Origin of the sequence: Mycobacterium sp. 852002-51152_SCH6134967 (genome assembly GCF_001667105.1) — a bacterium.
In the GTDB taxonomy this organism is placed as follows: Bacteria; Actinomycetota; Actinomycetes; order Mycobacteriales; family Mycobacteriaceae; genus Mycobacterium; species Mycobacterium neumannii_A.
The window spans coordinates 35,837-55,823 of sequence record NZ_LZIK01000053.1 but is presented as its reverse complement, the minus strand read 5'-3'; the positions used below and the strand labels follow the sequence as shown (position 1 = coordinate 55,823).

At 66.8% G+C, this 19,987-nt stretch carries 13 protein-coding genes and 1 pseudogene; 4 read left to right on the top strand and 10 right to left on the bottom strand.

Annotated elements, in window-relative coordinates; genetic code table 11:
• Window positions 1-3 precede the first annotated feature (3 nt).
• Entirely contained in the window at window positions 4-2,415 is a 2,412-nt protein-coding gene (locus A5790_RS15680) for a beta-glucosidase (protein ID WP_066845886.1), read from the top strand.
• Window position 2,416: 1 nt separating this feature from the next.
• On the opposite strand, the gene A5790_RS15675 is transcribed toward A5790_RS15680, so the two are convergent.
• Window positions 2,417-2,869, bottom strand: coding sequence for a DoxX family protein (locus A5790_RS15675; protein WP_066845883.1), 453 nt, complete (start codon window positions 2,867-2,869; stop codon window positions 2,417-2,419).
• Window positions 2,870-2,961: 92 nt separating this feature from the next.
• Here A5790_RS15675 and A5790_RS15670 point away from each other — a divergent pair, with 92 nt between their 5' ends.
• Window positions 2,962-3,630, top strand: a complete 669-nt coding sequence (locus A5790_RS15670; protein ID WP_066845880.1) for a metalloregulator ArsR/SmtB family transcription factor — start codon at window positions 2,962-2,964, stop codon at window positions 3,628-3,630.
• 18 nt (window positions 3,631-3,648) lie between these two features.
• On the opposite strand, the pseudogene narI reads toward A5790_RS15670, so the two are convergent.
• The 8 genes and pseudogenes from narI to A5790_RS15630 all read right to left on the bottom strand — a co-directional run.
• Window positions 3,649-4,383: pseudogene (gene narI / locus A5790_RS15665) on the bottom strand (respiratory nitrate reductase subunit gamma); the annotation flags it as partial.
• Window positions 4,382-5,035 (bottom strand): nitrate reductase molybdenum cofactor assembly chaperone, encoded by a 654-nt coding sequence (gene narJ / locus A5790_RS15660; RefSeq protein WP_066845874.1) that lies wholly within the window; start codon window positions 5,033-5,035, stop codon window positions 4,382-4,384. The gene narJ and the pseudogene narI, both read right to left, overlap by 2 nt.
• A complete protein-coding gene (narH, locus tag A5790_RS15655) occupies window positions 5,032-6,699 on the bottom strand; it encodes a nitrate reductase subunit beta (RefSeq protein WP_066845872.1) in 1,668 nt (555 codons plus the stop codon). The genes narJ and narH overlap by 4 nt, the downstream gene beginning before the upstream one ends.
• On the bottom strand, window positions 6,696-10,391 hold the full coding sequence (locus tag A5790_RS15650; protein ID WP_066845869.1) for a nitrate reductase subunit alpha: 3,696 nt from the start codon (window positions 10,389-10,391) through the stop codon (window positions 6,696-6,698). The genes narH and A5790_RS15650 overlap by 4 nt, the downstream gene beginning before the upstream one ends.
• A complete protein-coding gene (locus A5790_RS15645) occupies window positions 10,388-11,611 on the bottom strand; it encodes a NarK/NasA family nitrate transporter (protein ID WP_066845868.1) in 1,224 nt (407 codons plus the stop codon). Before A5790_RS15645 ends, A5790_RS15650 begins: the two co-directional genes overlap by 4 nt.
• A 90-nt stretch (window positions 11,612-11,701) precedes the next feature.
• Complete coding sequence (locus tag A5790_RS15640) at window positions 11,702-12,124, bottom strand: DUF4383 domain-containing protein (RefSeq protein WP_066845866.1); 423 nt, start codon at window positions 12,122-12,124, stop codon at window positions 11,702-11,704.
• 90 nt (window positions 12,125-12,214) lie between these two features.
• Window positions 12,215-12,697, bottom strand: coding sequence for a DUF4383 domain-containing protein (locus tag A5790_RS15635; RefSeq protein ID WP_066845865.1), 483 nt, complete (start codon window positions 12,695-12,697; stop codon window positions 12,215-12,217).
• Between the two features lie 343 nt (window positions 12,698-13,040).
• Window positions 13,041-14,909: a propionyl-CoA synthetase gene (locus A5790_RS15630; protein ID WP_066845861.1), complete on the bottom strand. Its 1,869-nt coding sequence runs from the start codon at window positions 14,907-14,909 to the stop codon at window positions 13,041-13,043.
• 40 nt (window positions 14,910-14,949) lie between these two features.
• Here A5790_RS15630 and A5790_RS15625 point away from each other — a divergent pair, with 40 nt between their 5' ends.
• Window positions 14,950-15,813 carry an alpha/beta fold hydrolase gene (locus A5790_RS15625; protein ID WP_066845858.1) on the top strand — a complete coding sequence of 288 codons (864 nt, stop codon included), beginning with the start codon at window positions 14,950-14,952 and terminating at the stop codon, window positions 15,811-15,813.
• Between the two features lie 6 nt (window positions 15,814-15,819).
• Here A5790_RS15625 and A5790_RS15620 read toward each other — a convergent pair whose 3' ends face one another.
• Window positions 15,820-18,339 carry a sensor histidine kinase KdpD gene (locus A5790_RS15620; protein WP_066845855.1) on the bottom strand — a complete coding sequence of 840 codons (2,520 nt, stop codon included), beginning with the start codon at window positions 18,337-18,339 and terminating at the stop codon, window positions 15,820-15,822.
• Window positions 18,340-18,535: 196 nt separating this feature from the next.
• Between A5790_RS15620 and A5790_RS15615 the strand changes: the two genes are divergently transcribed.
• A complete protein-coding gene (locus tag A5790_RS15615) occupies window positions 18,536-19,969 on the top strand; it encodes an HNH endonuclease signature motif containing protein (protein WP_066845851.1) in 1,434 nt (477 codons plus the stop codon).
• Window positions 19,970-19,987 lie beyond the last annotated feature (18 nt).

Here is a 19,987-nt window from a genome sequence, read left to right as displayed (position 1 = left end):
GCGATGACGGATCCCATGACCCGTGCGCACGGCCTGTTGCGCCAGATGACGGTCGACGAGAAGGCGATGCAGCTGTCCTCGGTGTTCCCGCTGGCGCTCTTCACCCCGGAGGGAATCAACCGCAGCCGGCTCGACGCGTTGCTCGGAAACGGCATCGGGCATGTCTGTGCTCTGGGTTTGATCGGACACAAGGCACCCGAAGTTCTCGCGAAGGCGACCAACGCGATTCAGCGTTACCTGGTGACCGAGACGAGGCTGAAGATTCCCGCGATATTCCACAACGAGGCGATGACCGGTGTCGTGGCGCCCGGCTTCACCGCATTCCCAACTCCGATCGCGATGGCCGCGACGTGGGACACCGAGGCGGTGGAAAAGATGACGGGTCTCATTCGCCGCCAACTGCGGTCGGTCGGCCTGCGCCATGCGCTGGGGCCGGTGATGGACATCGCTCGCGATGCCCGTTGGGGCAGGATCAGCGAGACGTTCGGCGAGGACGCCTATCTCGTCAGTGCGATGAGTGTTGCCTACACACGAGGTCTGCAGTCGCACGACCTGGTGCGTGGCGTGGCCGCGACCGGTAAACACTTCATCGGCTATGCGGTCACCGAGGGCGGGCAGAACATGGCGGCGACCGCGATCGGGGCCCGCGAACTCTACGACGTCTACGCCCGGCCGTTCGAGGCCGCCATCCGGTTGGCGGGGCTGGCCAGCGTGATGCCCAGCTACAGCGAGTTTGACGGTGTGCCGGTCTCCGCCTCGCACGCGGTGTTGACGGCCCTGCTCCGCGACAAGCTGGGTTTCACCGGGACAACGGTTTCCGACTATGTCGCGGTCGGCTTCCTGCAGACGCGGCAACGGGTGGCCGAAACCGCCGAGGACGCCGGTGTTCTCACGCTCGTGGCGGGGATGGACGTCGAGACTCCAGAAGTCTTCGGCTACGGCGAGGTGTTGGCGAATGCCGTGCGCAACGGCAGGGTCGCTGAGTCGGTGCTCGACCGGTCCGTCCTGCGGGTGCTGCGCGACAAGTTCGCGCTCGGACTCTTCGACGATCCGTACGTCGCCGAGGACCCGATCGTCATCGACACCGTCGCGCGTGAGGGCGCCGATCTTTCGGCCCGGCTGGCCGGGCGGGCCGTGACGCTCCTCAAAAACGACGGCGACCTGCTGCCGTTGAGCCGAGACCTGGGGCGGGTCGCGGTCATCGGCCCCCACGCCGATGATGTGGCTGCGGGGTTCTCGACCTACACGTTCGCCGACGCGGTCAAGATGTTCGAGGTCCGTGCCACCGGTGGCGAGATCGCCATGGCGGGTATGGAACTCGGCGGCGAGGTTCCACATGAAGCGCTCATGGCGATCGCGAGTGAACTCGGGCCGGTGTTCGCGACCGACCGGCGCGCCTATATCGAGTCCAACTACTCGGCCGTTTCGCTCGCGGACGCCGTCCGAGAGTTGCTGCCGCATGCGGAGGTGCTCGCCGTCGCCGGCACGGGTGTGACCCCGACCGAACCGGTTGACATCGGGGCCGCCATCGCCGCGGCCGGGGATGCCGACGCCGTCATTCTGGCGGTCGGCGGACGATCGTCGTGGTCCGGTCAGCGCACCGAGGGGGAGGGGTCGGACACCGCCGACATCGCACTGCCCGCGCAGCAGGTGGCGTTGATCGAGGCGGTCAGCACGCTGGGCAAGCCGACCGTCACCGTGCTGTCGATGGGCAGGCCGTATGCACTCGACGGCCTCATCGACGAACTGCCCGCGGTGCTGACCGCGTATTACGCCGGCCCGTATCAGGCGACCGCGATCGCCGACGCGATCTTCGGAATCACGAATCCCGCTGGGAAGCTTCCGTTCACGATGCCGCGACATGTCGGCCAGGTGCCCATTCATCACGCTCAGAAGACCGGCAGCGGTTACCGACGCACCGACGCCGACCCCCACAGCGGCTATCTCGACATGGCGGCCACGCCGCTGTTCGGATTCGGTCATGGCCTGAGCTACACCACGTTCGCCTACGGTCCGCTGGAGCTCGCGAGCGACACCGTCGATGCGGGCGGCGCGGTGACCGCGGCCGTCGCCATCACCAACTCCGGGCAGCGACGCGGGTCCGATGTCGTGCAGCTGTACGCCGCCGACACCGCGACCGGTGTCACGTTGCCCGCCCAACAGCTCGTCGGTTTCACCCGTGTCGACCTCGAGCCGGGTGCGTCGAAGTCGGTAACGTTCACGCTGCCGTTGAGTGTTCTTGCCTATACCGGGGTTTCGGGCGAACTCGTCGTGGAGCCGGGTCCGGTGGAGTTGAGCGTGGGCACGAGCTCGACGGATATCCGAGCCCGTGCCACAGTCACCGTCACCGGTGGCACGCGCACCTTCCGCGGCGACGAGCGGGCGTTCTTCTCGTCCGTGGCGGTCGGCGCCTGATTCAACGGCTGGCCCGGGTGTGCAGCGGCGCGTCGTAAATCGAGGCCAGCCGGCCCAGCGTCAACGCACCCAGCAGCAGGCCGAAGTCGCGCAACGCGACGTCGTAGAACCCGGGGTAGGTGACCAGGTTGACGATGATGCCCGCGAGCCAGAGGGCGACGACGTACGCGGCGTAGCGCGGTTTGACCGCGACCGCGATGCCGGCGACGATCTCGACCACGCCGACGACCAACATCGTCTGGTGCGCGGTGAACGGGCTGATGTCGACGATCCACGGCGCGAGGTAACCCTCCCAGTCGGTCAGTACGTTGGTGAACTTGTCGAGGCCCATCACGATCGGCAGCACTGAGAACCCGATCCGCAGGATCAGGTAGGCCGCGTAGACGGGATCGGTGCGGGCGCGCAGCAGCGGGCTCGCCGAGTGGTCGGTTGATGGCGCATTCGAGGTGGTCATGGTGCCGTTCCTTTCTATAAATAAATGTTATGTCTTTTAGAGCACACCTTCGGCGGCGGTTTGTCAAGAGTTTTTGGTGATAGAATTTCGACGTGGTCTCACAGTTCGCTGACCCCGCCTCCTTGGCGGCGCTGACCAGCCTGGACGATCCGATTCGCCGTCGGCTGTACGAGTTCGTCGTTGAGCACGACGAGCCGGTCTCCAGGGAGGCGGCCGCCGCGGCGGTCGGCATCGGCCGCACCCTGGCCGCCTATCACTTGGACAAACTCGCCGACGGTGGGTTGCTGACCGTCAGCTATCAGCGCCCCGCCGGCCGTGGCGGTCCCGGCGCCGGACGGCCGGCCAAGCTCTACGCCAGGACCGCCGACGAGATCGTGGTCAGCGTTCCACCGCGCGACTATCTGCTGCTCGCTCGGCTGCTGGTCTCGTCAATCGAGCAGGACGCCGGAGGCGCGGTGCGCTCGGCCCTGGGCACGGCCGCCCGCGAAACCGGGCGCCAGGCCGCGGTCGACGCCGGCGGTGATGTGGTGGTCGCGCTGCGCGACTGCGGTTATCTTCCCCAGTCGGATGCCGACGGCTGTATCACCCTGCGCAACTGCCCGTTTCACTCGGTGGCCAAGGACCACCTGGAGGTGGTCTGCGGGCTGAACCTCCAGCTCGTCGAGGGTGTGATCGACGGCAGCTCAGCACCCGACGCGCGCGCGGAGCTCAACCCTTCAGAAGGCCGGTGCTGCGTGCTGGTTCACGGCGCAACTGGTTGACACCCTCCTGAGCGCAGATCACCAACCGCGGCGGTGCGGGCGCGAACCGACCAGCTCACCCTTGTCGACGACATCGCGGCTGCGGTAGACGATGTAGGGCCGGAACAGGTAGCCGATGGGTGCGCTGAACACATGGACCAGCCGCGTGAACGGCCACAGGCAGAACAGCACCAGCGCGATGATCACGTGGATGTGGAACCACAGCGGCGCCTGGGCCATCAGGTCGCCGCGTGGTTGCAGAATCCAGACGGACCGGAACCAGGGCGACACCGTCTGCCGGTAGTCGTGTTCGGCGCCGACGGGCGTCGCACCGATCAGGGTGCACGCGAGGCCCGCCACGATGGCCATCACCAGGACCAGGTACATCACCTTGTCGTTGGCGGTGGTGGCGAGGAAGACCGGGCCGGTGGTGCGGCGGCGGAATACCAGCAGCGCGATACCTGTCAGCGTGGTGACGCCGGCGATCGCGCCGAGCACCATCGCCTGGAGGTGATAAGCGTGATCGCTGAGTCCGATTGCGTCGGTCCATGATTCGGGAATCACCAGACCGATGATGTGTCCGACGATCACCACCAGGATGCCGAAGTGGAACATCGGGCTGCCGATGCGCAACAGCCGTGATTCGTACAGTTGCGACGAACGGGTGGTCCAGCCGAACTTGTCGTAGCGGTACCGCCACCAGATCCCGACCGCGACGATCGCCAGCGTCACGTAGGGCACCACGTCCCAGAAGATCTCCCAGCCTGACATGTCAACCTCCTTGTGCGCGTCGTGGCGGCACGGTCAACGTAAACGGTTGTAAACCAACCGATTCGGCGGGCGGTCCGGCAGCGGCGAGTCGCTGAGCCCGTTGAATGTCCTGTTCGGTACGGACCGGAAGCGTTTCGCAGACGGCCGCCACGGCGTGTGCGTACGGGGATGCGGACTGCTGCAACGCATCGCAAAGCAGGTCGATCGGGGCACGGTGCTCTATGAGCAGTCGCCGTCCCGCCTCGGGGTCGACGGTGGCGGCGAACTCGAGTACCACGGGCAGGTAGTCGGGAGCCTCGCGTTCCGGCGGGCTGACGCCCGCCTCCCGGTAGGTGCGAGCGAACGCCAGCATGTGGGTGCCGCGGTTGCGGGTGTCGCCCGCCGTCCAGTACGTCAGGTACATCGTGGTGCGGCGTCGCATGTCGAAGGTGTCCACATAGTCGACCTGGGCTTGCATCGGGTCCTTGGTGCGCAACGCCGCGATCGTGCTGGCGAGGAGGTCTGCGGTCGCGGTGGGAAGGTGCGTCAGCAGTTCCTCGACGGTGGCCAGCCGCTCGGCCTGCTGGTCGTCCGGATAGGTCAACAGCAAGGCGGCCGCCTGCCACACGAGGCGGTGCTCGAGGGTCGACTCCCGTCTGCTCCTGAGCAGTTTCATCGGTCCGCGCTCCGCTCGGGAAAGATCCCGCTGGGTTCGCCCCTGCCGTCCCAGTTGAGCAGGTTCACCCGCGACGGGCGGGACTCGGTGACCGCGATGCCCTCACTGGTCTGCCGGTGATGCAGCGCATGGAAGCTCTCCACCGCGACGGGCACCGGGCTACCGCTGGCCTCGCCGAACGGCCCCGACTCGTACATGCCGGGTCCGCCCTCGAACGACAGCGAGCAGCCCGGTTCTTCGAGCGCCTGCGCCTCGAGGGCGTGGGCATCGGCGACGTAGGCGGTCGGAATGACATAGCGCTCTTCGTATTTCGCCAGTGCCAGCAGCCGGTACATCTCGTAGATCTGCTCTTCGGTCATGCCGACGGCCTGCGGGATGTGGGGCTGGGTCTCCCGGCCCAGGTTGATGTCGCGCATGTAGGACCGCATCGCGGCAAGCCGCCGCAGCACGCCTTCGATAACCGCGGTGTCCCCGGCCGTGAACAGCCCGGCGAGGTACTCGATCGGAATGCGCAGCGCCTCCAAAGCGCCGAACAGGTTTCCGAGCGCCTCACCGTCATGGCCGTCGCGGGCGACCGCGTCGACCACGGGGGACAGCGGCGGGATGTACCAGACCATCGGCATCGTCCGGTACTCGGGATGCAGTGGCAGCGCAACCTGATAGCGGTGAATCAGTGCGTACACCGGCGAACGCTGGGCGGCCTCGATCCACTCCTCGGAAATGCCCTCCGCGTGGGCGCCGGCGATGACCTCGGGATCGTGCGGGTCCAGGATGATCGACTTCTGCGCCTCGTAGAGGTCGGTGTCGTTCTCCGTCGCCGCCGCCTCGAGCACCCGGTCGACGTCGTAGAACACCAAACCCAAATACCGCAACCGGCCGACGCAGGTCTCCGAGCACACCGTCGGCAGCCCGACCTCGATGCGCGGGTAGCAGAACGTGCACTTCTCGGCCTTGCCGGTCTTGTGGTTGAAATACACCTTCTTGTACGGACATCCGGACACACACATCCGCCAGCCGCGGCAGCGGTCCTGGTCGACGAGCACGATGCCGTCCTCGGATCGCTTGTAGAGCGCCCCGGACGGGCACGACGCGACGCACGAGGGATTCAGGCAGTGCTCGCAGATCCGCGGCAGGTAGAACATGTACGTCTGCTCGAGTTCGAGGCGGACCTGTTCGTTCACCTTCTGCAGCACCGGATCTCCGGCGACGATCTCCGGTGAGCCGCCGAGGTTGTCGTCCCAGTTCGCCGACCACTGAACCTTCATCGGTTCGCCGCTGATCAAGCTGCGGGGTGGGGCAACCGGCATGTGCTCACCCAACGGCGCGTTCGTCAGGTTCTCGTAGTCGTAGGTCCACGGCTCGTAGTAGTCGTTGATGCTGGGCATCTTCGGGTTGGCGAAGATCCGCAACAGCTTGCTCAGCCGCCCGCCGTCGCGCAGCCTCAACCGACCCCTGTGGTCGCGTATCCATCCGCCACGCCACCGCTCCTGATCCTCGTAGGTCCGCGGATAACCCTGGCCCGGACGGGTTTCGACGTTGTTGAACCAGACGTACTCGGTGCCGGGCCGGTTGGTCCATGCCTGTTTGCAGGTGACCGAGCAGGTGTGGCAGCCGATGCATTTGTCGAGGTTCATCACCATCGCCATCTGCGCCATGACTCTCATTCGTAGACCACCTCCTGGTTGCGACGCCGCACCACGGTCACCTCGTCGCGTTGGTTGCCGGTCGGACCGAGATAGTTGAACGCGAACGCCATCTGCGCGTACCCGCCTGCCAGATGGCTCGGCTTGATCAGCAGCCGGGTCAGCGAATTGTGGATACCGCCGCGCTTCCCGGTGGTCTCGCTGAGCGGCACATCGATGGTGCGCTCCTGCACGTGGTAGACGAACACCACGCCCTCGGGCATCCGATGCGACACGATCGCCCGGCACACCAGCACGCCGTTGCGGTTCACCGCCTCGACCCAGTCGTTGTCGCGCACCGATATCCTTGCCGCATCGGCCGGGCTCATCCACATCGTCGGCCCACCGCGCGACAGCGACAGCATGAACAGGTTGTCCTGATACTCCGAGTGGATCGACCACTTCGAATGCGGGGTCAGGTAGCGCACCGTCAGTCCCACACCGTCGTGGTCACCCACCGCCGACGCGCCGAACAACCGCGACATGTCCAGCGGCGGACGGTAGACCGGTAACTGCTCACCGAGTTCCTCCAGCCAGTCGTGGTCCAGATAGAAGTGCATCCGGCCGGTCAGCGTGTGGAACGGCTTGAGTTCCTCGATGTTGATGGTGAACGGCGCGTAGCGGCGCCCACCGGTCTCGCTGCCCGACCACTCCGGGCTGGTGATCACCGGAACCGGCCGCGCCTGGGTGTCGGCGAACGTGATGCGGCGCTCCTCACTGCCGCCGGCCAGATGGACCAGTCGACGGCCGGTTCGCCGCTCCAATTCGCGGAACCCCTCGACCGCCAGCCGTCCGTTGCTGGTGCCGGACAGTGCCAGGATCGCCTCGGCCATCCGTTCCGCGGTGTTGATCGCCGGACGGCCCTCTGCGCGACCGGAACTCATTACACCGAACTTGGCCGCGAGTTCGTCGACCTCCTTGTCGGGTCGGACGGTGACGCCTTTGGTGGTCAGCCCCAGTCTCTCGACCAGCGGCCCCAGCGCCGCCCACTTCTGGGCGATCGCCGGATAGTCACGCTCCACCACGGCGATCGGACCCATGGTCTTACCGGGTACCGGGATGCTCCCGTCGGTGCGCCAATCCTGCTCGACACCACCGGGATACGCCATCGCACCGGGAGTGTCGTGCTGCATCGCGCCGAGCACCACGTCGGTGCGCACCCCCAGATGCTTGGCCGCCAGCCCGCTGAACACCCGGGCGATCGCACCGAAGGCCTCGAAGTCGGAATGGGTTTCCCACGGCGGGTCGACGGCGGGGTTGAACGCGTGCACGTACGGGTGCATGTCCGTGGTGTTCAGGTCGTGTTTCTCGTACCAGGTGGCGGCGGGCAGCACCACGTCGGACAGCAACGTCGTCGACGTCATCCGAAAGTCGATCGACATCAACATGTCGAGCTTGCCCTCGGGGATGTCGTCGGTCCACGGTATGTCGTTGGGCCGCACCGCCTCCGGTGTCGGCTCGGCCTGTAGGTTCGAGTCGGTGCCGAGCAGATGACGCAGGAAGTACTCGTTGCCCTTACTCGACGACCCCAGCAGGTTGGCCCGCCAGACCGACAGCACCCGAGGCCAGTTCGACGGGTTGTCGGGGTCGGTGACGGCGAGTTTGAGCCCACCGTCGGCGAGCTTCTCGGTGACGTAGGTGGAGATGTCCTGTCCCGCGGCGCGGGCCTCGTCGGCCACGTCGAGGCTCGAGCGGTCGAACTGCGGATAGAACGGGCTCCAGCCCATCGCCGTCGATGCGGCGAGCACGTCCATGGTGTGGCGGTCCCGGAACCGGCCGCGGCCAAGAGGGCTGGACAGCGCGTCGGCCCGGTAGCCGTCGTAGCGCCACTGATCGGTGTGGACGTACCAGTACGAGGTGCCCGGCATCTGTCGCGGCGGCCGCGACCAGTCGGTGCCCATCGCCAGCGCCGACCATCCCGTCACCGGGCGGCACTTCTCCTGTCCGACATAGTGCGCCCAGCCGCCGCCGTTGCGACCCATCGCGCCGGTGAGCAACACCAGCGCCAGCACCGCCCGGTAGGTGGCATCGCCGTGGAACCATTGGCATATTCCGGCGCCCATGATGATCATCGACCGGCCGCCGGACTCCTCGGCGTTGCGGGCGAACTCGGTGGCGATCCGAATGGCTTGTGACGCAGCCACTCCGGTGATCGACTCTTGCCACGCGGGGGTGTAGGGCTTGGGATCGTCGTAGCCGGTCGGCCAATCACCGGGTAGGCCTGGTCGGGCCACGCCGTACTGGGCCAGCATGAGATCGAACACCGTGCACACCAGGTGTTCGCCGACCCGTCGCACCGGCACGCCTCGGGTCAGCGTTTCGCCGTGGCCGTCGAAGGTGTCGAATCGCGGCAACGCCACTTCGGCCGTTTCACCGCCCTCGGTGAACAGCACCGTCAACGCCGGTACGAGATCACCCAGTTCGAGGTTCCACTTGGTGACGCCGTCGTCGCCGAAGCGGAATCCCAGTGAGCCATGCGGTACGGCCACGGAGTCGGTCGCCGCGTCCAGCAGCACCGGTTTGAAGGCCGCGTTCTCCTGTGCCGCCGCTTCACCGCCGAGGTCGGCCGCGGTCAGGTTCTTACCGGGAACGAGCCTGCCGTCGCGGTCTTCGAGCTTGACCAGGAACGGCAGGTCGGTGAACTTGCGGACGTAGTCGACGAAGAACGGAACGCGCTGTTTGACAAAGAATTCCGAAAGCACGACGTGGCCCATCGCCATGGCCAACGCACCGTCGGTGCCCGCGGCGCACGGCATCCACTCGTCGGCGAACTTGGTGTTGTCGGCGTAGTCGGGGCTGACGCTGACGACCTTCGTGCCGCGGTAGCGCACCTCGGTCATCCAATGCGCGTCCGGTGTGCGGGTGACCGGCACGTTGGAACCCCACATCATCAGATACGAGGCGTCCCACCAGTCGCCGGATTCCGGTACGTCGGTCTGGTCGCCGAAGACCTGCGGGGAAGCCACGGGAAGGTCGGCATACCAGTCGTAGAAGGACGTCATCACGCCGCCGAGCAGTTCGATGAACCGCGATCCCGCGGCGAAGGAGACCATCGACATCGCGGGGATGGGGGAGAACCCCGCAATCCGGTCGGGCCCGTACCGCTTGATCGCGTGTATGTGGGCCGCGGCGATCATCTCGGTCGCCTCGGCCCAACTGACCCGCACCAGGCCGCCTTTACCCCTTGCCCGTTGGTAGCGCCTGCGGCGTTCGGGGTCGTTCTGGATGTCGGCCCATGCGAAGACCGGATCCGACAGACGCGACTTCGCTTCGCGGTACATCCGGACGAGTTCGCCACGCGCGTACGGGTAACGGACCCGCGTCGGCGAGTAGGTGTACCACGAGAACGCCGCACCGCGCGGACAGCCTCGCGGCTCGTACTCCGGCCGGTCCGGGCCCACCGACGGGTAATCGGTCTCCTGGGTTTCCCAGGTGATGATGCCGTCCTTGACATAGATCTTCCAGGAGCACGAGCCGGTGCAGTTGACGCCGTGCGTGGAGCGGACCACCTTGTCGTGGCTCCACCGGTCGCGGTAGAAGATGTCGCCTTCGCGGCCGCCGCGGCGGTGGATGGTCCGCCCGTCGTCGGAAGCCTCACCGGGAGTGAAGAATCGGCCGCTGCGTTCGAGCAGTTCTTCGATCGGGCCGCCGATGTGGGGCGGGGTGATCGTCACGGTGGGGCCTCCTTCGGTTGCGGCTCACGAGCGTGCAGCCGCAGTGCGGTGTAAGCGAACGCGATCAACGCGGTCACCACGAGCAGGATCAGGCCGACCGAGTAGTCGTTATCGACCGAGTCATAGGTCGAGCCCATAACCAGCGGCGGGAAGTAGCCGCCCAAACCACCGGCGGCCGAGACGATTCCGGTGATTGACCCGACGGACTTCGCAGGTGAGCGGCGAGCCACCCATGCGAATACGCCGCCGGTGCCGATACCGAGGAACACCGCCAGCGCGATGAAGGTGGCGGCCGACCACACATCCGGCGGCGGCTGCAGCATGGCGATCAGCGCCATCAGCGCGGTGCCGCCGAAGGAACACAGCACGACGTACTTCGGCGCGATCCGGTCGGCCAGCGCACCACCGACGGGACGCGCGAGCACGGCCGCCAGCGCGAACCCCGCCGTGCGCGCGCCGGCGTCGACGGCCGAGAAGTGGTAGATCGTCTTGATGTAGGTGGGCAGATAGTTGCTGAACGCCACGAACCCGCCGAACACGATCGCGTACAGGAACGACATCTCCCAGGTGACGCGGAGTTTGGCCGCTGCCTTCAGCTTGGGCATCACCCGATCGGTGTTGGGCGCGAAGGTCGGTGAGTCGTGCATCAACACCAGGCACAGCGCCGCGGTGATCGCCAACGCGACCGCGATGATCACGTGGGTGGAAAACAACCCAAACCAGCCGACGAACCGGGGCGTGAAGAACGCCGAGAGCGCGGTGCCCACCATCCCCATCCCGAAGACCCCAGTGGCGAACCCGCGCCGCGACGGTTCGTACCAGTTGTTGGCGAACGGGATCCCGACGGCGAAGATCGTGCCTGCGATGCCCAGGAAGAAGCCGCACACCAGCAGCATCGGATAGGAGCCTGCCGAGCCCGCGGCGCCGACCGCCAGCACCGGAACGATCGAGATCAAAGAGATCGCGATGAACAATGCGCGCCCGCCGAACCGGTCGGTCAGTGAACCCACGACTATCCGCCCGAGCGCGCCCACCAGGATCGGTGTGGCCACCAGCATCGAGGCCTCGGAGCTGCTCAGCGACAGATCGCCCGCGTACGTCGTCGAGAGCGGGCCGATCATGTTCCATGCCCAGAAGTTGATGGCCGAGACCCAGGTGGCCAGCGCTAAGTTGATGCCCCGCCGCGCGCCGGTGTGCGGCGTCGTAGTCGCCGTGCTCACTCACCCAGACAACCACGTGTCGAAGGCGTCCGCGTGGCTTTCGAGTAACGCGCTGCTACGCAATGTAGTACAGGCAGTGCAATCTTCGGCCTAGGCGCGAATTCGCCTGCGGTGCTTGGTCGGGTCGTGCTGACCGGCGAGTGTCAGCCCGAGTATCGACATGACCACACCCAGGCCGAACCACATCCAGTCAAACGCGTTGGCCACGGCGTATCCGTACGCGAACAGCGCGAAGTAAGCCAGTCCAGCGCCGAGGAAGTACGCCCGAGCGGCCGCGTACGTGCGTGCCATCAGCAGCCCTAGCGCGCCGATCACCAGGTTGGCCACGTTGCCCAGTCCGGACACCGAGATCATGCCGAGCAGGCTGGCGCCGGATCGGTGGTCGGCCCACGCCAGCCGGTCGTAGTCCTGGGTCACGCCCGGTATGAAGCCGAGGGCGCCGAGGAGGATCAGGGCGACGCCGGCGATCACCGCCGCCGCCTGCACGGCCATGTACTTCGGTGGTCTTGCCATCCCTCGCCTCCGTCCAAAGCCGTTATTGACGGACTCGCAGGTGATACCCGCCGGGGGTCGTCGCTAACCGGCGCGATGCGGCGTCGACGCCTACCGCGCGTTCCGGCCCAACGCGGTGTTGGCGTCGCGGCGGCGTGACAGCAGCACGCCCAGCGCGATCATCCCGACCCCGAGCACCACATGAAGCCAGTTGTCGGCGGTGTTCAACGGCACGAAGTTCGCCGCGCTGTCAAAGTCGATGACCACGCCGTACAGGAAGAGCAGCAGGTAGATGACGCCGCCGCCGATCAAGTAGATGCGGGCCGCATCGAACGTGCGCGCCATCAGCACGCCGGCCACGCCGAACAGCAGGTGCACGATGTTGTGCAGGATCGAGACGTTGAAGATCCCGAGCAGCATGGCTCCGGAGTGGTGCCCGGCGAACGTCATCGTGTCGTAGTTCGTCGTGATACCCGGGATGAAGCCCAAAATGCCGACCAACAGGAACACTGCGCCGACGGCAAGGGCGGCCTTCTGAACATGTGAGCCGTACCGGGAGGCGGCCGTCGGGCCCGGTGGGTGGCTGCTGACCATGATGAGTTCCTTTCCTCGAGTGAGCGCAGGGCTACCCGCGGAAAGGCGGCGCAAACGTAGACGCGCGTAACGAAATCGGCACGGTAGAGGCCGCGGCTCAGGCTCTTCTGGTCTCGCCTGGACCGATCACGTCCGGTGCCGGACTACTTCTTGATGTAGCAGTTGGGCGGGTTCCCGCAGTGATGACCTTGATCGCACTTGTGGCAGTGGCATGTACAGCCGCTCTTGGCCTTGACCGCAGATGTACGCATCGCGAATCAACTCCTTTGTTGTGAGCCGCGTGCATCGGGCAGGCACGCACTCACCAACGAATATAGGCCGATCCGAGCAGCGTCGGGGCGGCTCAGTTCTTCAGGATCGGCTTGAGCGCTTCGATCACCGCTGGGTCTTCGATCGTCGACGGCAACGGCTCCTCGCGGCCGTGGGCGATGCCCCGCATCGTCTTGCGCAGGATCTTTCCGGACCTCGTCTTGGGCAGCGCGGGAACGACGTCGACCAGTTTGAAACACGCTACGGCGCCGATGTTCTCGCGCACCGACTCGATGAGCTGCTCGGCAAGCCCGTCGGCCGAAGCCCCCTGCTGCAGGACGACGAAGCCGCGCGGCACCTGGCCCTTGATCTCGTCACGCACGCCGATGACCGCGCATTCGGCGACCGCCGGATGAGTGGCCAGCACGGCCTCGATGGATCCCGTCGACAACCGGTGTCCGGCGACGTTGATGACGTCGTCGATGCGGCCCATCACGAAGAGGTAGCCGTCCTCGTCGAGATAGCCGCCGTCGCCGGTGAGGTAGTAACCCGGATGCTCGGACAGGTAGGAGGCCTTGTACCGGTCGTCGTCGCCCCACAGGGTGGGCAGGGTGCCCGGCGGAAGCGGGAGCCGGATGCAGATGTCGCCTTCCTCGTTGGCTGCGCAGGGCGAGCCGTCGACGTGCAGAATCCTGACGTCGTAGCCGGGCATCGGAACCGTCGGGGATCCCGGTTTGATCGGCATGGGTTCCAGGCCCATCGGGTTGGCGGCGATCGCCCAGCCGGTTTCCGTCTGCCACCAGTGGTCGACGACCGGGACACCGAGTTTCTGCGCCGACCACTCGTAGGTGTCCGGGTCGAGTCGCTCACCGGCCTGGAAGAAGTACTTCATCTTCGACAGGTCGTAGCGGCCGATGTGCGTGCCGTCGGGGTCCTCCTTTCGGATCGCGCGCACGGCCGTCGGCGCGGTGAACAGTGCCTTGACCCCGTGCTCGGACGCTACCCGCCAGAACGCACCCGGATCGGGCGTGCCGATCGGCTTGCCTTCGTAGAGCACGGTCGTGGCGCCCAGCAGCAGCGGTCCGTACACGATGTAGGAGTGGCCGACCACCCAGCCGACATCGGATGCGGCCCAGAAGACTTCGCCGGGTTCGATGTCGTAGACGTTGCGCATGCTCCAGAGCAGCGCCACCGCATGCCCGCCGTTGTCGCGGACGATGCCTTTGGGCTTACCCGTGGTCCCGGAGGTGTACAGCACGTAGAGCGGATCGGTCGCGGCCACCGGCACGGGGTCGACGGCCGCCGCGGCCGCGACGTCCTCCCAGTCGAGGTCGCGGTCCGGAGCCAACTCACAGCGCTGCCGGTCGCGCTGCACGATGACGCAGTTGCGCGGCGGGTGCGCGGACATCTCGAGTGCGGCGTCCAGCATCGGCTTGTAGGCGACGATGCGGGACGGTTCGATACCGCAGGACGCGGAGACGACGACTTTCGGTTGCGCGTCGTCGATGCGCGCCGCGAGTTCGTGCGCGGCGAACCCGCCGAACACGACCGAGTGGATCGCCCCCAGGCGCGCACACGCCAGCATCGCGATCACCGCCTCGGGGATCATCGGCATGTAGATCACCACGCGGTCGCCCTTGGTGACCCCGAGAACGCGCAGCCCCCCGGCGAATTTCGCTGTCGCGTCGCGTAATTCGCGGAAGGTATAGGTGCGTTGCGTCCCGGTGACCGGTGAGTCGTAGATCAGCGCGGGCTGATCGCCCCGGCCGTCGTCGACGTGTCTGTCGAGCGCGTTGGCGCACGTGTTCAGCTCACCGTCGGCGAACCACCGGAAGAACGGCGGGTTGGAGTCGTCGAGGATCTGTTTCGGCTCGCGGGTCCACGTCACCGCGCGTGCGGCATCGGCCCAGAATCCTTCTGGATCAGCGATGCTGGCGTCGAACAGCGCTCGGTATCCGGCCATACCGGCACGGTAGCGCGACGGCAGTTCCTATAGTCGCGTTATGGCTTCTGCTCCTCCGCCGATCGAAGGAGTGCGCCGTTCCCACGTCACCACCCGCGGTGTGCGCTTCCACGTCACCGAGGCCGGCCCCGCCCACGGGCGCCCGGTCGTCGCGCTGCACGGGTGGCCGCAACACCATTGGGTGTACCGCGATCTCTTGGGTGACCCGCCCGCGGGACTGCGGATCATCGCGCCGGACCTGCCCGGCTACGGCTGGTCGGGTCCTGCTCCGCACCGGTGGGAGAAGGACGATGTCGCCGCCGACGTACTGGCGCTGCTCGACGCGCTGGGTCTGGACCGGGTGTTGCTGGTGGGCCACGACTGGGGCGCGTACGTCGGGTACCGCATGGTGTTGGCGGCGCCGGAGCGTTTCGACGGCTACCTGGCGATGAACATGGCGCACCCGTGGGTAGGCCCGCGCGTCGTGGCACCACAGCTGTGGCGGTTCTGGTACCAGGTGCCGCTTGCCACGTTCGGCGTTGCGGTGCTGCGGTACACCGGCTTTCTTGACCTGCTGTTCAAGGCCGGCTCGCAGTTGGATCCGGAGACCGCGCGGGTTTACGCCGATCGGTTCCGAGATCCGGTGGTGGCCCGTGCCGCGCGCGACACGTACCGAAGCTTCCTGCTCCGCGAGCTACCGGCCGCCGGCCGCGGGCCGAAGCCGCCGCGCGCCACCGTGCCGATCCGGTGTCTGTTCGGGCGCGATGACGCGGCTGTCCATCCGTCTCTGGCAGCGGAGGAGACCGCCGATGCCGACGACTACCGACTGGAGATGGTCGACGCCAGTCACTTCATCGTCGACGAGCGACCCGATCTGGTGCGTGAAGCGCTGATCGCCCTGGCCGAGGAAACCGCCCGGGCCTAGTTGCCATCACACCTGATCCGGCGCGGCGGGCAGGTCGATCTCGACGGTCAGGCCTCCGCCGGGGGTGTCGGAAGCCGAGATCGTTCCGCCCATCGCCTCGACGAATCCCGAAGCGACCGACAGGCCGATTCCGATGCCGATCGAATCGTCGTCGCTGAGCCGCTGGAACGGAGCGAACACCTGCTCTTCGCTGCCTCGCGGAATACCGGGACCTTCGTCGACGACGGCGATGAGCACCCGGTCGCCCACCTGGCCCGCGGTCACCCGCACCAGGCTGCCGTCGGCGTAGCGCAGCGAGTTGTCGATCAGGTTGGCCAGGACGCGCTCCAGCAGTTCGTGGTCGGCCAGGGCCGCGTCGCAGTCGATCTCCACCTTCACCCGTTCACTGCCCGGTCGGGTGATTTCGTCTGTGTCCGCGCGAATTCCGAGCAGCGCGCGTTGGACGACGTGCTCCAGTTCGACGCGCGCCATCTGCGGTCGTACCGCGCCGGCGGCCAGGCGTGCCGAGTCCAGCAGGTTGGCCACCAGTGAGGTCAGCTGATCGACCGACTCCTCCACCGTGGCCAGGAGTTCGGCGGTGTTGTCGCCGGAGAAGTCGACGTCGCTGCTGCGGATCCGGGACGTCGCCGCCCTGGCGGCCGCGAGCGGGGTGCGCAGGTCGTGGCTGACCGCTGTGAGCAGCGCGTGCTGCAGTTTGTCCGCTTGGCCGACGACTTCGGCCTTGTTCGCCTCGGCCAACTCTCGTTGCCTGACCAGGTTGACGGCCTGCTTGCCGACGCCGCTGAGAACGCGACGGTCGCGCGTCGTCAACGCCGGTCCGGACAACAGCATCCAGTACTCGTCGTCGCCGATCTCGACGGGCGTGTCGGCGTCGTCGACGTCGGTGCAGGGGTCGGTGCCGGTGTGGGCGAGCAGTTCGCCGGTCTTGCTTCTCACGATGCTCACGGCGCGCTGGGAGTACGTTTCGCGGACCCGCTCCAACAGGCTGTCGAGGTCCGCTTCGTTCAGCACGCCGTCGGCGAACAGCGCCAGCAGCGTGGCTTCCTGACTGGCTCGGCGCGCTTCTCGCGCCCGTCTCGAGGCCCGGTCGACGAGGGCGGCGACCGCGACGGACAGGAGCAGCATGATCACCGTCGCGACAAAGCCGTCGCTGTCGTGGACGGAGAACGCGTTCGCCGGAGCCACCAGGAAGTAGGCGATCAGCGCTCCGGACAGGGCGGCGGCCGTGACGGCCGGGGCGAGCCCGCCGAGCATCGCTGTGCCCAGCACCCCGATGAAGAACAGCGCGCCCGGGCCGCCGATGCGCAGGAACCCCTCCGGCAGCAGCAATGTCAGCGCGCAGACCGCGACCGGGATCGCGATAGCGGCGAGCCATGACGTGAGCCGGCGCTGTCGTGGCGAGAGCCGCGACCACGAGATGCCGGTGCTGGCCTGGTCGTGGCTGACCATGTGCACATCCAGACCGCCGGCCTGCTGGACGACGGCTTCGCTGATGCCCTCGTCGAACATGCGCGACAGCCGCGAACGTCGGGATGTTCCGACCACCAACTGTGTGGCGTTGATGTCGTGCGCATAGGCGATCAACGTCGAAGCGACGTCGTCGCCGACCACCGTGTGCATGGTCGCGCCCAAGCTGGCGGCCAGTTCACGCACCGCCTTCTTCTGCTGATCCGAGATGGCCGTGAGGCCACCGCCGTCGACGATGTGCACCACTCTGAGGTCGGCGCCCGATCGGGAGGCGATGCGGGACGCCCGTCGCACCAGGACCTCGGACTCGGGGCCGCCCGTTACCGCCACCACCACACGTTCGCGGGGTGCCCATCGATCGCTGATCTTCTTGTCGGAGCGGTACTTGGCCAGCGCCGCATCGACCTGATCGGCCAGCCACAGCAGGGTCAATTGCCGCAGCGCCGTGAGGTTTTCGGGTCGGAAGTAGTTCGACAGTGCGGCATCGATGCGCTCCGGCGGGTACACGTTGCCGTGAGCGAGCCTGCGCCGCAACGCTTCCGGCGTGATGTCGACCAACTCGATCTGATCGGCGGCGCGTACCACCTCGTCGGGTATGCGGTCGGGTTCCTCGACTCCGGTGATCTGGGCGGCAAGGTCCGAAACGCTCTCCAGGTTCTGGACGTTGACGGTGGTGATCACCGTGATGCCGGCGTTGAGCAGTTCTTCGACGTCCTGCCAACGCTTCTTGTTCTTGCTGCCCGGGGCGTTGGTGTGGGCGAAGTCGTCGACGAGGACGACCTTCGGCCGCCGCTGCATGATCGCGGTGACGTCGATCTCCTGGTGCTCGACGCCGGGGTTGCCGGGGTTCACGACCATGCGCGCAGGTATCACCTCGATACCCGCGAGCTGCTGGCCGACCTTGCGCCGGCCGTGGGTGTCGACCACGGCGGCAACCACGTCGGTTCCGCGCTCGAGACGGCGGTGCGCCTCGGCGAGCATGGAGTAGGTCTTGCCGACACCGGGCGCCGCGCCGAGGTAGACGCGCAGGTCCCCGGTCTTTCGTCCCAGTATTCCCATCGCTGACCAATTTACGTTGTGTAATGCGTGGCTCAAACCCTCCTTGTCGTCGCTGAGTGGTCGCGGCACTGTGCTCGCCGGGCCTTTGGTTCACAGTATTGTGCGAAATCACTTGTGTCTCTTTGGTTTCAGTAGTCACAAGTCGGCCTGGGTTGTCGGTGGGTGGGGTTAGCGTGACAGTGTGGGATTCGAACGTATGAGCGAAGTGATCGCGGGGATGGCCGAGCAGCTGTCCGCGTTGGTCGCCGAGTCGTTCGACGCGTTGAGCACCGCTGAACAGTTGGCACTGACAGCGCAGTGGGAGAGCTTCACCCGTGGTTCGGCGACCGTGGGCCACCACCTGGTGGCCGGGCTGGGTCGTGCGCCGATCGAGGAGTTGGGCGAGCGCAGCGTGGCCGGGGCGTTGACGGTGTTGCTGCGCATCTCCAAGGCCGAGGCGCATCGGCGGGTGGCCGAGGCAAAAGAGTTGGCGCCGCGGCGGGCGATGACCGGCGAGACACTCGAACCGGTGCTGGTTGAGACAGCGGCCGCCGTCGAGAAGGGGCTGGTGGGTGCCGAGCATGTGCGGGTGATCCGGCGGTTCTTTGACCAGCAGGTCCCGGCCTCGATGCCCTTTGACGTGCGCGAGGCCGCCGAAGCGCAGCTGGCGCAGCTGGCCACCAAGCACACGCCTGAGGAATTGCGCGCGGCCGCCCAGCGGCTGGCGGCCTATTTGAACCCCGATGGGGATTTCTCCGATGAGCTGCGCGCGGCGCAGCGCTGGTTGCGGCTGGGTCGGCAGCGCCTTGATGGGATGAGTGAGCTGCGCGGACTGCTTGATCCGGCCACGCGGGCGGCGTTGGAAGCAGTCCTGGCCACCGAAGCCGCCCCCGGCAGGAACAACCCGGCCGATGACACCGCGTGTGTGGAAGGCGAGCCGTCGCCCGAAGCGGTGTCGGCGGACACCCGCACGAGCGGCCAGCGCAACCACGATGCGCTCAATGCCATGTGCCGGAAGTTGCTCGCCTCGGGCACGTTGGGCAGCAATAACGGGTTGCCGGCGACGCTGCTGATCACCACCACGTTGCAGGAACTGGAGTCGGGCACCGGGCATGGGTTCACCGGGGGCGGGTCATTGGTGCCGATGAGCGAGGTGATCCGCCAAGCCGCTGAGGCGCATCACTATCTGGCGATCTTCGACAAGGCCACCGAAGAACCCCTCTACCTCGGGCGGGCTAACCGTTTGGCGTCCAAAGCCCAACGACTGGTGCTCTTCGCCAGGGATCGGGGCTGCACCCGGCCCGGCTGCACGGTCCCGGCTTACCACTGCCAGGTCCATCACGGGCACAAGGATTGGGCCGCTGGCGGTCAGACGGACATCGACGAGCTGACGCTGGCGTGTGGCCCCGATAATCGGCGGGTCAAACCCGGCGGCTGGCGCACCTACAAACGCAAAGACGGGCGCACCGCATGGCGTCCTCCGCCCCAGCTCGACACCGGCCAAGCCCGCGTCAACAACTACCACCACCCCAACCGCTACCTCATCCCCGACGACGGAGACGACGAGGGTGACGACGAGGGAGCCCCCGAGGACAGCGGAGAGCGTGCTGACGACGGTGATGACCACAGCGATGATCGTGACGCCGGTTGACGTCGGCGTGTGGAGCGT

Excerpts from the sequence above, each read along its gene's own strand:
- A5790_RS15680 (WP_066845886.1), top strand. The coding sequence starts at position 4 with ATGACGGATCCCATGACCCGTGCGCACGGCCTGTTGCGCCAGATGACG.
- A5790_RS15675 (WP_066845883.1), bottom strand. The coding sequence starts at position 2,869 with ATGACCACCTCGAATGCGCCATCAACCGACCACTCGGCGAGCCCGCTG.
- narJ (WP_066845874.1), bottom strand. The coding sequence starts at position 5,035 with ATGAAACTGCTCAGGAGCAGACGGGAGTCGACCCTCGAGCACCGCCTC.
- narH (WP_066845872.1), bottom strand. The coding sequence starts at position 6,699 with ATGAGAGTCATGGCGCAGATGGCGATGGTGATGAACCTCGACAAATGC.
- A5790_RS15640 (WP_066845866.1), bottom strand. The coding sequence starts at position 12,124 with ATGGCAAGACCACCGAAGTACATGGCCGTGCAGGCGGCGGCGGTGATC.
- A5790_RS15635 (WP_066845865.1), bottom strand. The coding sequence starts at position 12,697 with ATGGTCAGCAGCCACCCACCGGGCCCGACGGCCGCCTCCCGGTACGGC.
- A5790_RS15630 (WP_066845861.1), bottom strand. The coding sequence starts at position 14,909 with ATGGCCGGATACCGAGCGCTGTTCGACGCCAGCATCGCTGATCCAGAA.
- A5790_RS15625 (WP_066845858.1), top strand. The coding sequence starts at position 14,950 with ATGGCTTCTGCTCCTCCGCCGATCGAAGGAGTGCGCCGTTCCCACGTC.
- A5790_RS15620 (WP_066845855.1), bottom strand. The coding sequence starts at position 18,339 with ATGGGAATACTGGGACGAAAGACCGGGGACCTGCGCGTCTACCTCGGC.
- A5790_RS15615 (WP_066845851.1), top strand. The coding sequence starts at position 18,536 with ATGAGCGAAGTGATCGCGGGGATGGCCGAGCAGCTGTCCGCGTTGGTC.